General features: G+C 70.4%; 14 protein-coding genes. 9 read left to right on the forward strand and 5 right to left on the reverse strand.

Annotated features, from left to right (window positions below):
- Positions 1–27: 27 nt before the first annotated feature.
- Positions 28–1,083, reverse strand: a complete 1,056-nt coding sequence (locus ACIQNU_RS19350; protein WP_401367596.1) for a fatty acid desaturase family protein — start codon at positions 1,081–1,083, stop codon at positions 28–30.
- A gap of 324 nt (positions 1,084–1,407) precedes the next feature.
- On the opposite strand from ACIQNU_RS19350, the gene ACIQNU_RS19355 reads away from it, so the two are divergent.
- The 3 genes from ACIQNU_RS19355 (at position 1,408) to ACIQNU_RS19365 (ending at position 7,259) form a co-directional block, all read left to right on the forward strand.
- Positions 1,408–4,281 carry a DEAD/DEAH box helicase gene (locus ACIQNU_RS19355; RefSeq protein ID WP_401367599.1) on the forward strand — a complete coding sequence of 958 codons (2,874 nt, stop codon included), beginning with the start codon at positions 1,408–1,410 and terminating at the stop codon, positions 4,279–4,281.
- Positions 4,278–5,657 (forward strand): SWF or SNF family helicase, encoded by a 1,380-nt coding sequence (locus ACIQNU_RS19360; RefSeq protein WP_401367602.1) that lies wholly within the window; start codon positions 4,278–4,280, stop codon positions 5,655–5,657. The genes ACIQNU_RS19355 and ACIQNU_RS19360 overlap by 4 nt, the downstream gene beginning before the upstream one ends.
- A 249-nt stretch (positions 5,658–5,906) precedes the next feature.
- Positions 5,907–7,259 carry an esterase-like activity of phytase family protein gene (locus tag ACIQNU_RS19365; protein ID WP_401367604.1) on the forward strand — a complete coding sequence of 451 codons (1,353 nt, stop codon included), beginning with the start codon at positions 5,907–5,909 and terminating at the stop codon, positions 7,257–7,259.
- Between the two features lie 70 nt (positions 7,260–7,329).
- Here ACIQNU_RS19365 and xylA read toward each other — a convergent pair whose 3' ends face one another.
- On the reverse strand, positions 7,330–8,496 hold the full coding sequence (gene xylA / locus ACIQNU_RS19370; protein ID WP_401367607.1) for a xylose isomerase: 1,167 nt from the start codon (positions 8,494–8,496) through the stop codon (positions 7,330–7,332).
- 135 nt (positions 8,497–8,631) lie between these two features.
- Between xylA and xylB the strand changes: the two genes are divergently transcribed.
- The 6 genes from xylB (at position 8,632) to ACIQNU_RS19400 (ending at position 16,672) form a co-directional block, all read left to right on the forward strand.
- Positions 8,632–10,077 (forward strand): xylulokinase, encoded by a 1,446-nt coding sequence (gene xylB / locus ACIQNU_RS19375; protein WP_401367609.1) that lies wholly within the window; start codon positions 8,632–8,634, stop codon positions 10,075–10,077.
- 113 nt (positions 10,078–10,190) lie between these two features.
- Entirely contained in the window at positions 10,191–11,384 is a 1,194-nt protein-coding gene (locus tag ACIQNU_RS19380) for an ROK family protein (protein ID WP_401367612.1), read from the forward strand.
- A 325-nt stretch (positions 11,385–11,709) separates the two neighbouring features.
- Positions 11,710–12,741, forward strand: coding sequence for an acetamidase/formamidase family protein (locus ACIQNU_RS19385; protein ID WP_401367614.1), 1,032 nt, complete (start codon positions 11,710–11,712; stop codon positions 12,739–12,741).
- 175 nt (positions 12,742–12,916) lie between these two features.
- Entirely contained in the window at positions 12,917–13,534 is a 618-nt protein-coding gene (locus ACIQNU_RS19390; protein ID WP_401367615.1) for an N-acetylmuramoyl-L-alanine amidase, read from the forward strand.
- Between the two features lie 131 nt (positions 13,535–13,665).
- Positions 13,666–15,093 carry a GAF domain-containing protein gene (locus tag ACIQNU_RS19395; RefSeq protein WP_401367617.1) on the forward strand — a complete coding sequence of 476 codons (1,428 nt, stop codon included), beginning with the start codon at positions 13,666–13,668 and terminating at the stop codon, positions 15,091–15,093.
- A gap of 55 nt (positions 15,094–15,148) precedes the next feature.
- Positions 15,149–16,672, forward strand: coding sequence for an aldehyde dehydrogenase family protein (locus ACIQNU_RS19400; protein WP_401367619.1), 1,524 nt, complete (start codon positions 15,149–15,151; stop codon positions 16,670–16,672).
- A 188-nt stretch (positions 16,673–16,860) separates the two neighbouring features.
- Here the strand turns inward: ACIQNU_RS19400 and ACIQNU_RS19405 are convergent, their stop codons facing one another.
- The 3 genes from ACIQNU_RS19405 to ACIQNU_RS19415 all read right to left on the reverse strand — a co-directional run bounded on the left by ACIQNU_RS19405 (position 16,861) and on the right by ACIQNU_RS19415 (position 18,636).
- Positions 16,861–17,277 carry a tail fiber domain-containing protein gene (locus tag ACIQNU_RS19405; RefSeq protein WP_401368066.1) on the reverse strand — a complete coding sequence of 139 codons (417 nt, stop codon included), beginning with the start codon at positions 17,275–17,277 and terminating at the stop codon, positions 16,861–16,863.
- Positions 17,278–17,279: 2 nt separating this feature from the next.
- Positions 17,280–17,810: a hypothetical protein gene (locus ACIQNU_RS19410; protein ID WP_401367620.1), complete on the reverse strand. Its 531-nt coding sequence runs from the start codon at positions 17,808–17,810 to the stop codon at positions 17,280–17,282.
- A 250-nt stretch (positions 17,811–18,060) separates the two neighbouring features.
- Positions 18,061–18,636, reverse strand: coding sequence for a YdeI family protein (locus ACIQNU_RS19415; RefSeq protein ID WP_401367623.1), 576 nt, complete (start codon positions 18,634–18,636; stop codon positions 18,061–18,063).
- Between the last annotated feature and the right edge of the window lie 254 nt (positions 18,637–18,890).

Genomic DNA, 18,890 nt, shown 5'->3' on the forward strand with positions numbered 1-18,890 from the left:
CCCTGATCCGCCCCTGATACGGGACCCCTACCCGACCCTGAGGGGCTCACCGACTTCATACATGTGACGCAGAGCCTGGCGATAGGACTCGACGAGCCCGGTCTCCGCATAGGAGATACCCACTTCGCGGCAGTGTGCGCGGACCAGGGGCTGGGCGAGCCGCAGGTGAGGGCGGGGCATGCTCGGGAACAGGTGGTGCTCGATCTGGTAATTGAGCCCGCCGAGGAACCAGTCGGTGAGCGGACTGCCCTTGATGTTGCGCGAGGTGAGCACCTGCCGGCGCAGATGGCCCCAGCGGTCGCCGTCCGGGTCGGGCATTTCCATGCCTTTGTGGTTGGGCGCGAACGCCATCCCCAGGTGCAGGCCGAAGAGTGCCTGGTGGATGGCGGCGAAAACGAGTGCCTTGCCGAGTGACATGGTGCCGAGAAGCAGGACCAGGTAGGCGACGACGTGGGTGGTGAGGAGGGTTCCCTCGACGATCCGCTCGCGCGGGGACTGGCGCCTGAGGTCCCGGAATCCGGAGATCTTCAGCCAGAGCCCTTCGAGGAGTGTCAGCGGGAAGAAGAGCCACGCCTGGTTACGGGTGAGCCAGCGGCGGAACCCCGTGCGCGTGGAGACCTGATCACTGCTGAACACCAGGATGTCGGCGGCGACGTCGGGGTCCTTGTCGACGTGGTTCGGGTTGGCGTGGTGACGGTTGTGCTTGTCGTTCCACCACGCGTAGCTCATGCCCAGGAGGAGGTTTCCGTGGATGAGCCCTACGACGCGGCTGACGGACTTGTCGGAGGAGATCTGCGCGTGCCCCGCGTCGTGGCCTATGAACGAGGTACGCGCGCACAGGACCGCGAGGACGGGTGCCAGGAGCAGGGTCCACCAGGAGTCACCGATCAGCACGATGCCGGTGACGACAGCTGCCAGCGCCAGGGCGTTGACGGTGATGCCGAGGGCGTACCACCCGGTGCGGCGGTCCAGCAGCCCCTGCTCCTTCACCGTGCGCAGGAGGGGCGTGAACTCGCTTCCCGCCGGCTCTCTGCCGGTGGAGGTCGCGGTGCGTTCCGTGACGGCTGCGACGGCCTCGGACATGGTGGGTCTCCGGTTTCTGGATCTCTGGATAGAAATGCGGTGAGGTGCGGGGAGCCACCCGGAGCGACTGCGTGCGTTCCGGGGACATACGGTCTGACCTCTAGAAACGTACGGATCGGTGACCTTCGGCGACCATGGCGCCACCACCCGTACAGTGCGGGGGTCTCCCGGTGGCGCACAGGGGGGCTGAGTACACCCCGGGGGTGGGGTGAGCCGGATCACCGCGCTGTCGTGCGCCTTCGGGCCTGGCCTGATGTACTCTCGGCCGCCCACCTGCTAGTCAAATTTGAGGAATACGCCGTCGCTGTGCAGAGGATTCCCGCGATGTCACCCGCCGAGATCTCCGAACTCTCCCGTTGCCGGGCGGTGTTCCTGGCCGCCGATCCCCCACGCGCGGGGAGGATGGCCTTCTGGCACCCCGATGGTGCGGAACTGCCGCGCACCGCGGCGGGGACGGTGGAGCAGCTGACCGTCGCCGTTCCCGTCGAGGGCAGTGTCGAGGCGGTGTCCGTGCCGGCCGTGGTGGTGCCCGTGCGGTCCGCCCTTCCGGTGCTCACCCGCGCGCGGGCTGTCGCCGGCGCGCATCCGGCGGCTGTGTTCTGGGGGGCGTCTACCGTACTCGCCCTTCAGTTCGCCGCGCGTGGTCTGCTGCTCCCGGGACTGACGGCGAGCGATCACGACGCGTGGCGGTTCGGGCCGCTGCGGGCCGAGGACGTGGGGCGGATCCGGGACCTCGCCGCCGCGATGCCGCCGAGCGCCCACGCGGCTCCCGTCGGTGGGCCCGGTCCTCAGGCGGCGTCGGAGGGTGAGCCGAGACTGCGACTGCCCGAACCGGAGTGGCTGTTGCGGGCATTCCTCGACGCCGTGGCGGACGGGCTGCCCCGCTCCCCCGCCGCGCCTCTCGTGACCGGCGGCCCGGCCTTCGCCGCCTACGAGCCGCAGCGCCTCCCGGCACAGCGCGAGTGGGCCGCCGATGTGGCCTCCGGTCACGACGCGGGTGTACGGATCTCGCTGCGGGTCGAGGTGCCGGGCCTGGCGTCGGCCGACGCGGAGGCCACGCGTTTCCCCTTCCGGGCCGTGCTCCAGGTGCACGGTGTGAGTGATCCGGCGCTCGTCGCGGACGCGGCCGAGGTATGGGCCGCGTCGGGTGTCCCGGCCCAGTTGTTCGGTCCGCGCGCGCGGATGGATGTGCTGTTGGCGCTGCGGCGCGCCACGCGCGCGTGGGCGCCGCTCATGCCGCTGCTGTCGGCCCCCGTGCCCGACGCGATCGACCTCGCCGATGACGAGGTCACCGAACTCGTCGGTGACGGCGCCCGCGCGCTGGCTGTCGCGGGGATCGACGTGCACTGGCCGAAGGAGCTGGCGCGCAAGCTCACGGCGCGCGCCGTGATCGGCCCACCGGACGACGAGACGGGTCCCGACAAGGCGTCGTCCGACGCGCCGTCGTTCATGTCGGCGGACGCACTGCTGGCCTTCAACTGGCGTTTCGCGCTGGGAGACCGGCCGTTGACCCGGGACGAGCTGGACCGGCTCGCGGAGGCCAACCGCCCCGTGGTACGACTGCGTGACCAGTGGGTCCTCGTCGACCCCGAGGAGGCCCGTCTCGCGCGCGCACGGCAGGACCGCAAGGTCACCCCTGTCGACGCGCTCAGCGCCGTACTCACGGGGTCCACGGAGGTCGAAGGCCGGCGCGTGGACGTCCATCCCACCGGGTGGCTGACGGCGCTGCGGGACCGCCTCGCGGACCCGGAGGGCATGGAGCCGGTCGGGCAGCCGGCGGCCCTTGACGCCCAGTTGCGGGACTATCAGCTGCGTGGTCTGAACTGGCTGGCGCGGATGACGTCGATGGGTCTCGGCGCTTGCCTGGCGGACGACATGGGCCTCGGCAAGACGATCACTCTGATCGCGCTGCACCTCCACCGGCAGGGGCACCGAGAGACGTCGGGGCCGACGCTCGTGGTCTGTCCGACGTCCCTGATGGGCAACTGGCAGCGGGAGATCGAGAAGTTCGCACCCGGCACTCCGGTACGCCGCCATCACGGCTCACGGCGCTCCCTGGAGTCCCTGGCGGACGGCGAGTTCGTCCTCACCACCTACGGCACGATGCGACTGGACACCGAACGCCTCGCCGGGGTGCCGTGGGGCCTGCTCGTGGCGGACGAGGCACAGCATGTCAAGAACCCGTACTCCGCGACGGCCCGGCAGTTGCGGACGATCGACGCACGCGCGCGGGTGGCGCTCACCGGCACGCCCGTCGAGAACAACCTCTCCGAACTGTGGGCGATTCTCGACTGGACCACCCCGGGGCTCCTCGGCCGTCTGGGCACGTTCCGCGTCCGCTACGCGCGCGCGGTGGAGGGCGGCGGTGATCCGGGCGCCGCGGACCGGCTCGCCAGGCTCGTCCGCCCGTTCCTGCTGCGGCGCCGCAAGTCCGACCCCGGGATCGCGCCGGAGTTGCCGCCGAAAACCGAGACGGACCGTGCGGTGTCACTCACGCGGGAACAGGCGGGCCTGTACGAGGCGGTGGTGCGCGAGACGCTGGCGGAGATCGCCGGATCCGACGGGATGGCACGGCGCGGCCTGATCATCAAACTCCTCACGGGGCTCAAACAGATCTGCAACCATCCCGCCCAGTTCCTCAAGGAGGAGCGGCCGAAGATCGCCGGGCGGTCCGGGAAGCTGGAACTGCTCGACGAACTCCTCGACACGATCCTCGCGGAGGACGCGGGCGTGCTCGTCTTCACACAGTACGTACAGATGGCTCGCCTCATCGAACGGCATCTGACGGCGCGTGGAGTGCCGTCGCAATTCCTGCACGGAGGCACGCCGGTCGGGGAACGCGAGGCGATGGTCAACCGTTTCCAGAGTGGCGACGTGCCGGTCTTCCTGCTCTCGCTCAAGGCCGCGGGTACGGGCCTGAACCTCACGCGCGCGGAGCATGTCGTGCACTACGACCGCTGGTGGAATCCCGCGGTCGAGGCGCAGGCCACGGACCGCGCGTACCGCATCGGGCAGACGCAGCCGGTGCAGGTCCACCGGTTGATCGCCGAGGGCACCATCGAGGACCGCATCGCCGAGATGCTGGTGCGCAAGCGCGCGCTGGCGGACGCCGTACTCGGCGCCGGGGACGCGGCACTGACCGAACTGTCCGATGCCGATCTGGCCGACCTGGTAGAGCTGCGAGGGAGCGCGCGATGAGTCACACCGACGACTTCGGGGACGACCGTATCGACCGCGACCCCCGCTCCTACGGCGACGAAGCCCCGTACGAGCGGGAGCGGACCTTCGCCGCGCTGCCTCCCGCCCGTGGAAGGGGTTTCGCACAGACCTGGTGGGGCCAGACCTGGCTGAAGGCGCTGGAGGACACGGCGCTGGACTCGGCGCAGTTGAAGACCGGCCGCGCACTCGCCCGCGCGGGCGCGGTGGGTGCCGTATCGGTGCGCCCCGGCCGGATCACTGCCGTGGTCCAGGACCGTGACGGCACCCGGCACCGGGCCGACGTGCTGTGGCAGCGGCTCACCGACGAGGAATGGGGCCGCTTCCTGGACATGGCCGTGCAGCGCGCCGGGCACATCGCGGCCCTGCTCGACCGCGACATGCCACCCCACCTGGTCGAGGACGCGTCGGATGTCGGCGTCGAACTCCTGCCCGCCATCGGCGACCTGGAGCCGGAATGCAACTGCGAGGCATGGGACCACTGCGCTCACACGGCGGCGCTGTGCTATCACGTGGGCCGCCTCCTGGACCAGGACCCTTTCGTGCTGCTCCTCCTGCGGGGCCGTGACGAGCGCACGGTCCTGGACGAGTTGCAGGTGCGCAGCATCACCCAGGGCAACGCAACGTCGGCCGACGAGACGGAGTACGGCCAAGCGGGCGACGACGAGCAGGAAGAGGGCGCGTGCGTAGGCGTGGACGCCGTCGAAGCGTTCGCGGCCGAAAACATCCTGCCGCCGCTGCCCGACCCTCCCCCGCTGCCCCTTGAGCCAGGTCTGCCGCCCTCACTGGACACGGATGCGCAGCCCGCGCCGGGTGTGGATCCGGAAGCTCTCGAATTCCTGGCACTCCAGGCCGCCGTCGAAGCTCACCGGCTGCTGTCCGACGCCCTGTCGCCACGCCATGAACGCCTCCCCGTCGAGGCGGACCTGACGCCGGAACAGGATGCGGTACGGCTCGCGGCGGGCCGTCCCGGCGCGCGGGCGACGGCCCGGCTGGCGGACGGCTCGGGCCGGGACGCCGAGGGCATCGCGCGCGCGATACGCGCCTGGATCTACGGCGGTCGGGCCGCCCTCGCGGTTCTGGAAGACGCATGGGTGCCGGACCCCGAGGCGATGGCACGCGCGCGTGCGGTCGTCGAGGGAGCCTGGGACGACGACGAGCGGCCCCCGTTGGGCGTCGAGTCGAACCGCTGGACCACGGTCGGAGCGGAACAGGGTGACCAGGTGAGGACCCAGGTGCGGTTCGGGCGCGACGGCCGGTGGTGGCCGTACCGCGAGGAGCGCGGGCACTGGGCTCCGGCGGGTCCGGCAGCCCACGACCCGGCAACAGCCTTGGCCACGGCGCGGGGAGACGACTGACGGGTGCGGCATGACGGTGCCTCATGACGGCGACGGCTGTGGGCGCCTGACGGCTGACGGCTGACGGCTGACGGCTGACGCACGAGGGTGACCGGCCACCGATCCCCGCGTGCGGTGCTTGTCGTTCACTGTTTCTCGCGGGATGCGCCGCCGGAAGGCCCGCCGCCGTTCACCCACCGTCCGCCGGACGTTGGCGGGAGCAGCGGACTCTGGCCACCGTCAAGCCGATCTCCCGTTCCTGGAGGCCAGATGTCCCCGAACGCCGCCGGTAGGCGCCGTCTCCGCCGTTTCCTCGCTCTCGGCGTACCGATCGCCGTCGTCGCGTCGGTCACGGCATCCGGCACCGCGACCGGCGCGCCGTCCCCCACGCATGGCGGCCAGCCCCGAATCACCAACACGGCGACACTCGGTGACATACCGCTGGGCGCGTTCAGCAACAAGCTGCTGCCCGGAACGGTGAGCGATGACCGGGGTGTGAAGCTCGGCGGCATCGGCAGTGACATCTATCCCGCGGGCCGCGAGGGCGAGTTCTGGACCATCACGGACCGCGGGCCCAACGGCCAGATCGCGGTGGACGGCACCAAGCGCCGCACCTTCCCCGTGCCCGGCTTCGACCCGGCGATCGTCAAGATCCGGGTCACCGGCAAGACCGTGAAGGTCATCGACGCCATCCCGCTCACCACGCGCTCGGGCAAACCCGTGACGGGCCTGCCCAACCAGATCAGTCGCGACGAGGCGCCCTACTCGTACGACGCGAAGACCGCCCTCACATACGACCCGAACGGCGTGGACACCGAGGGCATCGTCCAGGCGAAGGACGGCAGCTTCTGGCTGGTCGACGAGTACGGTCCCTCGCTGCTGCACGTCTCCGCGCGCGGGAAGGTCCTTTCGCGGTACGTCCCCAAGGGGCTGAACCTGAAGGGCGCGGACTACCCGGTCGTCGAGGCGCTGCCCGGTGTGCTGCTGCACCGCAAGATCAACCGCGGCTTCGAGGGCCTGGCCCAACTCCCCGGCGGCGACCTGGTGCTGGCCGTGCAGAGCCCTTTGCTGCTGCCGGACAAGAGCGCGGGCGAAGCGTCGCTCACCACGCGACTGTTCCGCTTCTCGACCAGGAAGCAGGCCGTCACGGCCGAGTACGCGTACCGGTTCGACCCGGTGAACGTCGTCGATCCGAGCGAGGACGACCCGTCCGAGCTGAAGATCTCCTCGCTGGTGGCTCTCGGCGGCGAGCGTCTGCTCGTCGAGGAGCGCACCGACAAGACCGCGCGCCTTCAGGTCGTGGAACTGAACCGCCGCTCCGACATTCTCGGCGGGCGATGGGACAAGGAGACGACTTCGCCGTCCCTGGAGCAGCTCACCGACCCGTCGGCGGCCGGTGTGCCCGTGCTGCGCAAGAATCTCGTGGCCGACCTGGGCAAGGTCCAGGGGCTGCCCGGCAAGATCGAGGGCATCGCGCGCGTGCGGCACGACACGCTCGTACTCATCAACGACAACGACTTCGGGATGACGGACGGGAGCGGCGCCTTCGACGCGAACGGCCGCCTGATCGACAGCGGCATCAAGACGACGGTGACCTACCTGCGGTTGCCGCACGGCATCTGAGTCGGCCAAGGGCGGCGGACCGAGGGGTGATGCTCTCGGGCCGCCGCCCTTTGACGTCGTGTCGGCGCTGTCAGCCGCGGGCGCCGAGGAGGTGGTCCATGGCGAGCTGGTCGAGCCGCTCGAAGGCCATCCCGCGCGCGGCGGCCGTTTCCACGTCGAAGTCCTCGTAGGCGGCGCTGTCGGCGAGCAGCGCCGCCAGTCCGTCCTCCGCGGTGGGCCGGGCGAGTTCGTCGAGGCGGGACGCCTTCAATGCCTCCTGGACCTCCGGGTCTGCGCGGAAGGCGGCGGCCCGGTCGCGCAGGATCAGGTAGTTGCGCATGCAGCCGGCGGCCGACGCCCACACGCCGTCGAAGTCCTCGGTCCGCGGCGGCTTGAAGTCGAAGTGACGCGGCCCGTCGTAGCCGCCGGTCTCCAGGAGGTCCACCAGCCAGAAGGCGGACCGCAGGTCACCGGCGCCGAACCGCAGGTCCTGGTCGTACTTGATGCCCGACTGGCCGTTCAGGTCGATGTGGAAGAGCTTGCCCGACCACAGGGCCTGCGCGATGCTGTGCGGGAAGTTGAGACCGGCCATCTGCTCATGGCCGACCTCCGGGTTGACGCCGTACATCTCGGGCCGCTCCAGGCGCTCGATGAACGCGAGGGCATGGCCGACAGTCGGCAGCAGGATGTCACCGCGGGGCTCGTTCGGCTTGGGCTCGATCGCGAAGCGCAGGTCGTAGCCCTGCTCGGTGACGTACTCGCCGAGCAGGTCGAATGCCTCCTTCATCCGGTCGAGGGCGGCCCGTACGTCCTTCGCGGCGCCGGATTCGGCGCCTTCCCGGCCGCCCCAGGCGACATATGTCCGGGCGCCCAGCTCCACTGCCAGGTCGATGTTGCGGATGGTCTTGCGCAGCGCGTAGCGGCGGACGTCGCGGTCGTTGGCGGTGAACGCGCCGTCCTTGAAGACGGGGTGCGTGAACAGGTTCGTCGTGGCCATCGGCACCTTCATGCCGGTGGCGTCCAGCGCCTGGCGGAAGCGCTTGACGATCGCCTCACGCTCGCCGGCCGACGCGCCGAACGGGATCAGGTCGTCGTCGTGGAAGGTCACGCCGTGGGCGCCGAGATCGGACAGGCGGCGTACCGACTCGACGGGGTCGAGGGCCGGGCGGGTGGCGTCCCCGAAGGGGTCACGGCCCTGCCAGCCGACGGTCCACAGGCCGAAGGTGAACCGGTCGTCGGGGGTGGGCTGATAGCTCATGCGGTGGCTCCTCGGTCGCTGCGACTATTTCGTCATGGCGATTTACAAATTAGTATGCATGAGCATCTCTGGGAAGAGATGACGGTGATGGCGCAGCCGCAGCGGGACAGGCCGACCCGCGGAAACGGAGTATCGATGTCAGCATCCGAGGGACCTCTTGTCGTCGGCGTGGACAGTTCGACGCAGTCCACGAAGGTGCTGGTCGTGGACGCGGCCACCGGAGAGGTCGTGGCGAGCGGGCAGGCCCCGCACACGGTGACCACGGGCGCCGGGCGGGAGAGCGACCCGGAGCAGTGGTGGAGTGCGCTGCGGCAGGCCCTGCACCAGTGCGGGGATGCCGCCCGCGAGGCCGCCGCCGTGTCGGTGGGCGGCCAGCAGCACGGGCTCGTCACGCTGGACGAGCGGGGCAGACCGGTGCGCCCGGCTCTGCTCTGGAACGATGTGCGCTCCGCGCCGCAGACCCGTCGGCTCGTGGAGGAATTCGGCGGGCCCAAGGCGTGGGCGGAGCGCGTCGGCAGTGTGCCAACCCCGTCGTTCACGGTCACCAAGTGGGCCTGGCTCGCCGAGCACGAACCCGATGCGGTCCGTGCCACGGCATCCGTACGGCTGCCGCACGACTACCTCACCGAACGGCTCACCGGATCCGGGACGACGGACCGCGGTGACGCCTCGGGCACGGGCTGGTGGGCATCGGCCGACGAGTCGTACGACGAAGAGATCCTCGCGCGCGTGGGACTCGATCCGGCGCTGCTGCCGACCGTGGTGCGCCCTGGTGAGATCGCCGGCACGGTACGGGACGTGGGCGACCTTCCGTTCTCGAAGGGCACCCTTGTCGCTCCCGGCACCGGGGACAACGCCGCCGCCGCTCTCGGCCTGGGCCTGCGTCCCGGGGCCCCGGTGCTCAGCCTGGGCACGTCAGGGACCGTGTACGCGGTGTCACGGCACCGTCCCACCGATCCGAGCGGTACGGTCGCGGGCTTCGCCGACGCGCGCGGGGAGTGGCTGCCGCTCGCGTGCACCCTCAACTGCACGCTCGCCGTCGACCGCATCGCCACGCTCTTCGGTCTGGACCGTGACGCGGTCGAACCGGGGGGCGGCGTGACGCTGCTCCCGTATCTCGACGGCGAACGCACCCCTGATCTTCCGCACGCCTCGGGTCTGCTGCACGGGCTGCGGCACGACACCACCGGCGGCCAGGTACTCCAGGCGGCCTACGACGGCGCGGTGCACGCGCTCCTGAAGGCGCTCGACATGGTGCTCGACGCGGACGCCGACCCGGCGGCACCCCTGCTGCTCATCGGCGGCGGCGCGCGCGGGAACACGTGGCAGCAGACCGTATTGCGGCTGTCGGGACGTGCCGTGCAGGTGCCCGAGGCCCGGGAGCTGGTGGCGCTCGGGGCCGCCGCGCAGGCCGCGGGCGTGCTCACCGGCGAGGACCCGGCGGCCGTGGCCCGCCGCTGGGGCACCGCGCGCGGCCCCGTGCTGGACCCCGTGGAGCGGGACGAGGCAACACTGGACCGCATCACCGGGGTACTGTCCGACGCGTCCGCCCTGCTCGACCCGCCACCGTCGACCGGCTGAATTCGGCCCGGACCCCGACCCGAGGTCCGAGTCACAGGTGGTGCGTCGGGGAGCCCTGCCACCCGCCGCACCGCCGAGGACCGTATGCCGCACTACCGAGGACTGACGGAGGAATGACCGCACCGCTCCACGAGGCCCGCCCCGGGACACCCGACACCCAGCAGGGCATGCGCCGCCGCAATCTGTCCCGGGTGATGCACACCGTCGCCGCCGAGGGACCGCTGTCCCGCGCCGCCGTCGCGTCCCGCATCGGACTGACCCGCGCCGCCGTGTCGACCCTCGTGGACGAACTGATCCGTTCGGGCCTCCTGGAGGAACTGGGTCCGCAGCGGCCCGGAGGGGTCGGGCGCCCGGGTTCCGCCTTGGCGGTCAGCGGGCGCGGCCCGGCGGGGATCGGCGCCGAGGTCGGCGTCGACCATCTGGCGGTGTGCGCGGTCGACCTGCGCGGCGACGTACGGGCGCGCGCGGTGCGGCACGGCAGCAACCGAGGCCGCCGGCCGGCTCCCGTGATCGAAGAACTCACACGGCTCATAGGCGAGGTGACGGCCGACGCACACGGGCAGGGACTGCGGCCGGCCGGTCTCGCGGTGGCGGTCCCCGGACTGGTGGCCCGGAACACCGCCACGGTCGTCCGGGCACCGAACCTGGACTGGCACGACACGGACCTCGCCGCCCTGCTCCCGTCAGACCTGCGGCTGACCGTGGACAACGAGGCCAACTTCGGTGCCCTCGCGGAACTCTGGCTCGGTGACGGCGCCCCGGCCGACTTCGTCCATGTATCGGCCGAGATCGGTATCGGTGCGGCGGTCGTCGTCGACGGCAGGCTGCTGCACGGCACCCGCGGATTCGCCGGCGAGCTGGGCCATGTTCCTGTGCACCCGGAAGGTCCGGCCTGCCCCTGCGGAGGGCGGGGGTGCCTGGAGCAGTACGCCGGTGAGGAGGCGGTGCTGCGGGCCGCGGGTCTGGAACCGGGCACGGACCGGGTCGGGCTCCTCGCCGAGCGGGCCGCCGCGGGTGACCAGGGAGTACGGCGGGCCCTGAGCGACGCCGGGAGCGCCCTGGGCATCGCGCTGACCGGCGCGGTCAATCTGCTCGACCCGCAGTCGGTCGTGCTCGGCGGAGCCCTGTCGCGGCTCGCACCGTGGCTTCTGCCCTCCTTGGAGCAGGAGTTGAGCCGACGCACCGCCGGCCCGGCCTGCGGGATCGCGGTGTCCCGTCTCGGGCCCGAGGGTCCGCTGCTCGGCGCCGCCCACTCGGTGGTACGGGCCGTGCTCGACGATCCCGCAGCAGTACCGGTCAGCGCCTAGCCGCCCGTCCGGTGGGTGAGCGCCCAGCCGCCCCGGCGCCCACGGCGGCCTTGCGCCCGGTGCCCTGGATCGCCGGGACGCCGCAGGACGCAGGCCTCCGCCGTGCTCGGTGCAGGCCGCAGCGCGGCACGCCGCGCCACACTCGCCTCACGTCACCCTTTCGGGGCACCGCGTTGTCCACAATCGCTGCGGTGTCCACAGATCCATCCGGCGCCCTTCCACCTCAATCGCCCGGCGCCGTAACGTAATTGACGTGAGACCAGCACCGCCGACCGACGGCGGCGCGTCCGACGGACGACCCTTCACCGAGCGGAGCCGTGCAGCCATGAGCGACCCGAGGATCCTGACCGTACGGCCCGAACCGGACGAGTACGCCTGGACGTTCGGCGGCGCTCCGCCCAGCGCCCGCATCGCCCCGGGCACGGTCCTGGATCTGTACACCGAGGACTGCTTCGGCGGACGGGTCCGGTCCGAGAAGGACCTGGTGTCGGAGGTGTGCGAGTTCCCGTTCCTCAATCCGCAGACCGGCCCCTTCCATGTGGAGGGTGCGGAGCCGGGCGACACGGTGGCCGTGCACTTCGTGTCCGTGGAGCCCGCCCGGGACTGGGCCGCCTCGACGACGGTCCCGCTGTTCGGTGCTCTCACCTCCACGCACACGACGGCCACTCTGCAACCGCCGTTGCCGGAGACCGTGTGGATCTGGCAGTTGGACCGGCAGCGGCGGACGGCAATGTTCCGGGCCAAGGACAGTGACATGGAGATCGAGCTGCCGATGGACCCGATGCATGGAACGGTCGGTGTGGCCCCCGCCAATCTGGAGGTGCGGTCCGCTCTGGTGCCGGACGCCCACGGCGGGAACATGGATACGCCGGAGATGCGGGCCGGTGTCACCTGCTATCTCGGCGTGAATGTCGAGGGCGCACTCCTCAGCCTCGGCGACGGACACGCCCGGCAGGGCGAGGGCGAGACCTGTGGGGTCGCCGTGGAGTGCGCCATGAACACGGTGGTGATCGTCGAACTCCTCAAGGGCATTGCCACCCCTTGGCCCCGACTGGAGTCCGACACCCACATCATCTCCACGGGTTCGGCCCGCCCTCTGGAGGACGCCTTCCGCATATCGCAGCTCGACCTGGTGCGGTGGCTGGTGCGGGACTACGGCTTCAGCGAGTTGGATGCCTATCAGTTCGCCACACAGGCTGTGGAATCGCCCCTCGCCAATGTCTGCGACACCAACTACACCTGCGTGGCGAAGATCCGCAAGGAGTGGCTGCCCGTACGCGAGACTCACCGTGGTCTGCACGCCAGGCTGCGGGAGATCGCGGCCGGACTCCCCCACCGGACCGGTCCGCGCGGCTGACCGCCGGCGGGTCGTCACAGCGACCGGTACCACCCGGCGTTCCACCCACCGGTGCCGCCCGCCGACGGCCCGTACCCGACGGCCCGAAAACGGCGTCCGCCGCCCGCGGGCGCCACGCACCCTCCTCCCCTACGTACGTCCAGCTGTTCCCCCACCGAGAGGCAGGTCGGCAGACATGGAACGAGCCACCAGAGATCAGGAACTCGCCTTACCGAGCCGTCGTGGACTGCTGTTGGGCGCCGCCGCCCTCGCCGCCGCTCCCGCCGCACTTCTCACCGCGTCGCGGGCCGACGCGCAGGCCCAGGCCGTCGACTATCCGTCGGCCGAGTCCTTGCCGGCCAGCACGTCCAACTACACAGTGTCCAGCCGCCCCAGCAGCTATCCCGTCAACTATGTCGTCATCCACGTGACCCAGGAGACCTGGGCCGACGCCGTGGCGATCTTCCGGAACCCGGCGAAGAAAGTGTCCGCGCACTACGTGGTGAGGTCCGCCGACGGACACATCGGGCAGTGCGTCCGGGAGAAGGACATCGCCTGGCACGCCGGCAACTGGGACTACAACACCCGCAGCATCGGCATCGAACACGAAGGGTGGGTCGACAAACCGGAGTACTTCACCAACGCGCTCTACGAGAGGTCCGCGGCGCTGACCGCCGCGATCTGTACGAAGTACGGGATCCCACGGGACCGTGAGCACATCATCGGCCATGTGCAGGTTCCGGGTACGGACCACACCGACCCCGGTCCTTACTGGGACTGGTCCCGCTACATAAGGATGGTCAACTTCGCCTGACCCGTCGGCCGGGAACACCCGCGGTGCCCCGCTGCCCGCTCCCGCTGTCCGTTCCCGTGGCGGCGGCACCCGGGGATCCCGGAACTCCGACCGTGCCGCGACGCTTGTCGGGCTCGCTGCCCGGAGTGACGATGTCCTCAGCCGCACCGTCGTCCGGGGAGGGCGAGTTGACCGATCCATGGGTGGCCCTGGAGCCGGGTGCCGATCCCGCCGAGCGGGAACGTGCGCTGCGTCGTGCACATGAGACGTTCACTGTTGCGGGGACGGTCGCCGGCCCCGTACGCGGGGTGGTGGCCGACTCGTGGCGGCGTTCGGCGAGAGCGCGGGTCAGCCCGGACGGCATGTCGGCGACGGTGGAGCTGACGGACGGTGAGCTGAGTGTGTACCGGGCGGAGCATCCGCTGGCACGTGTGATGCCTCTGTTCCGTGAGCTGACCGGGAGCTTCGCGCAGGACGGGGAGCATCTGCTCGCGGTGTGCGACGCACAGGGCAGGCTGCTGTGGGTCGAGGGGCATCCGGCGACACGGAAGCGGGCCGGGCGGATGAACTTCGTGCCCGGGGCGCGATGGGCGGAGTCCTCGATGGGCACCAACGCGCCGGGGACGGCGGTCGCGGTGGACCGGCCGGTGCAGGTGTTCGCGACGGAGCACTTCACCCGGCAGGTCCAGCAGTGGACGTGTGCGGCGGCCCCCGTGCACGACCCGCGGACCGGGCGGCTGCTCGGTGCGATCGACATCACTGGCGGGAAGGGCCTGGCCCATCCGCACAGCCTCGCCTTCGTGCAGGCCGTGGCACGGGCGGCCGAGTCACAGCTCGCTCTGCTCGCTCCGGCGGCGCCACGTCAGGGAACGGTCGAGCTGACGGCGCTCGGGCGGGACGAAGCGCTGCTTCTCGTGGGCGGCCGGAAGACGCGGCTGAGCAGGAGGCACAGCGAGATCCTGGTACTGCTCGCCGGGCACCCGGAGGGGCTGAGCGGAGACGAGTTGCTGTGCGCGTTGTACGAGGACGAGTCGGTGACGCCGGTGACGCTGCGGGCGGAGGTGGCGCGGCTGCGGCGGATCCTCGGGGCGGATGTGCTGGCTTCGCGGCCGTACCGGTTGACGGTTCCGGTGGAGTCGGATGTGGCCACCGTGGAGCGGAGGCTCGGCGGGGGCGCGGTGTCCGCTGCTGCGGCGGCGTACGCGGGGCCGTTGTTGCGCGGGTCGCAGGCGCCGGGGGTGGTGCGGTTACGGCGGAGGATCGCCGATGAGTTAAGGGGGTCGTTGATCGCGTGCGGCGACCCGGATCTGCTGGCCGACTGGGCGAACTCCGCCTGGGGAGACGAGGACTTGGAGGTGTGGCGTGCGCTGGCGTCCGTACGGCCGACTCCTCCTGTGCTCGCGCGGGTGGCGGAGCTGGAGGCCGAGTTGGCGGCGCCCGCGTTGTGGCAGCGGTCGACGGCACGGGCCGCAGTCCACGGAACCGGTATCGGCGCCGCCATCGCGGGCGGGAGCTGCTCCCCTCCCGGTCCCCGGCACCCGAGGCGTATCGCAACGTCCGTGCAACCTCCGTCTCCCTAGCCTCGCGGCGAGAGCTGCCCAACGGCGGGCAGCGTTCTGCGGGAGGCAGGCCATCATGACCCGTTACGCAGCGCCGGGCACCGAGGGCTCGGTCGTCACGTACCAGGCTCGCTACGACCACTTCATCGGCGGAGAGTACGTGCCGCCGGCCCGCGGACAGTATTTCGAGAATCCGAGTCCGGTGAACGGGCAGCCGTTCACCGAGATCGCGCGCGGTACCGCCGAGGACGTCGAGCGGGCGCTGGACGCGGCGCATGCGGCGGCCCCGGCGTGGGGCCGTACCTCGGTCACCGCTCGGGCCGACATCCTGCTCAAGATCGCCGACAGGATGGAGGCCAACCTCGCCTCGCTCGCGGTCGCCGAGAGCTGGGAGAACGGCAAGCCGGTGCGCGAGACGCTGGCGGCCGACATCCCTCTGGCCATCGACCACTTCCGCTATTTCGCGGGGGCGATCAGGGCGCAGGAGGGTTCGCTGGGTGAGGTGGACGACGACACCGTCGCGTATCACTTCCATGAGCCGTTGGGTGTGGTCGCGCAGATCATCCCCTGGAACTTCCCGATCCTGATGGCGACCTGGAAACTGGCGCCGGCACTCGCCGCGGGCAACGCGGTCGTCCTCAAGCCCGCCGAGCAGACCCCGGCGTCGATCCACTACTGGATGAGCCTGGTCTCGGATCTGCTGCCGCCGGGGGTGGTGAACATCGTCAACGGGTTCGGTGTGGAGGCGGGCAAGCCACTGGCGTCAAGTGCCCGCGTCGCGAAGATCGCGTTCACTGGTGAGACCACGACGGGCCGGTTGATCATGCAGTACGCCTCCGAGAACATCAAGCCGGTGACGCTGGAGCTGGGCGGCAAGAGTCCCAACATCTTCTTCGACGACGTGTGGGCGCAGGACGACGACTTCCGGGACAAGGCGCTGGAAGGGTTCACGATGTTCGCGCTGAACCAGGGCGAGGTGTGCACCTGCCCGTCGCGCGCGCTCATCCAGCAGGGCCACTACAGCGAGTTCCTCGAAGCGGCCATCGCACGGACGGAGGCCATCCAGCCCGGTCATCCGCTGGACACGGAGACGATGATCGGCGCGCAGGCGTCCAACGACCAGTTGCAGAAGATCCTCTCCTATCTGGACATCGGGCAGCAGGAAGGTGCCAAGGTCCTCACGGGTGGGCGGCGGATCGAGTACGACGGGGAGTTGGCGGGCGGGTACTACGTCCAGCCGACGATCTTCGAGGGCGACAACCGGATGCGGATCTTCCAGGAGGAGATCTTCGGGCCGGTGGTGTCGGTGACGTCGTTCGCGGACTTCGACGACGCGATCAAGACGGCCAACGACACGCTGTACGGGCTCGGGGCCGGGGTGTGGACGCGGGACATCAACACCGCGTATCGCGCGGGGCGCGCGATCCAGGCCGGGCGGGTGTGGACGAACTGCTACCACGCGTATCCCGCGCACGCGGCGTTCGGCGGCTACAAGCAGTCCGGCATCGGCCGTGAGACGCACAAGATGATGTTGGAGCACTACCAGCAGACGAAGAACCTGCTCGTGTCGTACTCCCCGCAGAGGCTCGGCTTCTTCTAGGAGGCGTCTGGGCGACCAGTGGCGTAGGTGGCGCGTACGTGTGCATGGGCGCCACCTTGCTTCGTGCGGGTCGGTGCCCTCTCTCGTCTCAAGGGTCGAGGGCCGTTGGCCGGCGGATTTCCCCGGCCAACGGCCCTCGGCCAACGGCCCTCGGGAGCGCCGGGGTCGCGGTGCCCCGGCCGGTTTTCTCAGGGCGTGGGCTTGCCCGATGTCTCTCGTAGACGGGCGACTTCGGCGGTGAGTTCGTCGATGCGGTGGTTCAGGGCCTGGATGCACACCAGGGCGACGCCGCTGCTGTCCACGACGGGGATGACGCCCGTGTTGGGGTGGTGGAAGTCGAAGGTGGCGTGCCAGTCCTGGGCCATCGGCCCGAGGTGACGCATGCCTTCCGGCTCCCACAGGTAGCGCCAGGTGCTGATCGGCAGGGCTGCCACGCTTTCCAGGATCTGGTAGCCGTTTACCGGTTCGGCCGGAGCGATGGCGACAGCGTCTGCCCCGGCATCGGGGACCACGGGGGCCGCGGCAGAAGGTGTCAGGGAGGGGTTCGGCGCGAAGTCCGATGCACTGTCGTGGGCGGCGCCGGAACGGCGGCGCAGGAGACGCATCTTCACCGGCTCCAGTCCACCGGCGCCACGTCCACCTTGAGCCTGCGGTCGCTCCCCGGTGGGCAGGTGGCGACAAAGCAGTCCGTGCCGATGGTGATCGCTCCGTGTGCGCTGGCCGGCGTGTGGACGCCGTCGCCGAGCATGACGGCCTGGTATCCACCGAGCAGTTCCTGAACGGTGCCGGGGCCGAAGTTCTCCGGTGCGTTGACCCCTGCCATGCCGTCCTGGTTGGTGTACGAGGAGCCCAGGAAACGGCCGCCGACTGTGTAGAACTGGATCTTCACGCCGACCAGCGGCCTGCCGCTGCGGACTTCGGTGGCGATGGCGCTGATGTTCTCCAACTGCATCTGCGTGATGTTCAAAGTGCCTTGGGTGGCTGACAGGTTGGCGGGTACCAGGTCGGTGCATTCGGGGCCGCTGCACGCGGGCTCCGGGCCGGTGGTGGCCGCGGACGCCACGGCGCCGCCTCCGCCGCCCAGCGACGTCAGCGCGATGGCCGCGACCGAGACGGCCTTACGTACCGGAATCTTCATGACCCCTCCCAGGGGTGTGCGCAACACACGCCGGTGCCTGCCCGGGGAGACACGGCAGGCACCGGTGAAGTCAGCATGGTGATGGACGCCGTCCTGCTCGGACGGAGGCAGAAAACGTAGCGCCGCGGCCCTCACCGAAAAGCCGACCGATCACCTATTCCCTCTATCTGATGAGCGCCGGGAGCAAGGCTGACCTCGTGGGGCACCGCCGCCCACGGCGGCAGCACGGCGGCGTCCGCGGTGGCATCCCTCAGGGGTAGAGCTTCTTGCCGTCCGTCAGCATCGCCACGTACTTCGCGATCCGGTTCGCACGGGTCTCGGGCCTCTTGGCGTCGTGGATCCGGTAGAGGATCGCGTAGCGATTCTGTCGGTCCAGGGCTTCGAAAAAGGCCGCTGCCGCCGGGGCGTGCCTGAGGGCGGCGGCGAGGTCGTCCGGCACCGAGGCCGTCCTGGACCCGTCGTAGGCCGCGTCCCAGCGGCCGTCCGCCTTGGCGCGCTCGATCTCCGCGAGGCCCGGCGGTCGCATCCGGCCCTGCTCGATCAGAGCCGTCGCCTTGTTCCGGTTGATCTTGGACCACTTGCTCGTGGCCCTACGCGGGGTGAACCGCTGCAGCCACCATTCCTCGTCGAACTTGGCTTTCTGCCCGTCGATCCAGCCGTGACACAGCGCGACGTCGAGCGCCTGGGCGTAGTCAAGCGCCGTGATTCCCGGGCGCTTCTTCCTCAGCTTGAGCCACACACCCGTGGAATCGGCGTGGTGTTCGCCGAGCCACACCTCGAAGGCCTCGGCCGTTTCGAACGAGATGATCTCGCGGTCCTGGGTCACTCCAGCAGTGAAGCACGCCCGTCCGACCGAGCCGTATCCGGTTGGTGTCACGTTCGCGGGACCAGTGGTGCAGGGCAGCCGCCGCCTGGTCCGGCATCGCACGGTCCGCCGTCACGCGCCTGGGGAATCAGGTCGTTGCTCAGCGACTTGAGCAACAGCGGCCCGTTCGCGAGGCGTTCGACGATCTCCATGTCGACGGCGGCCGTCGCGGGCGGTGGGCCGGCCATGGGATCAGAGGCTCCCGTGCACTTCGC

The organism is Streptomyces sp. NPDC091292 (assembly GCF_044757265.1).
GTDB lineage: Bacteria > Actinomycetota > Actinomycetes > Streptomycetales > Streptomycetaceae > Streptomyces.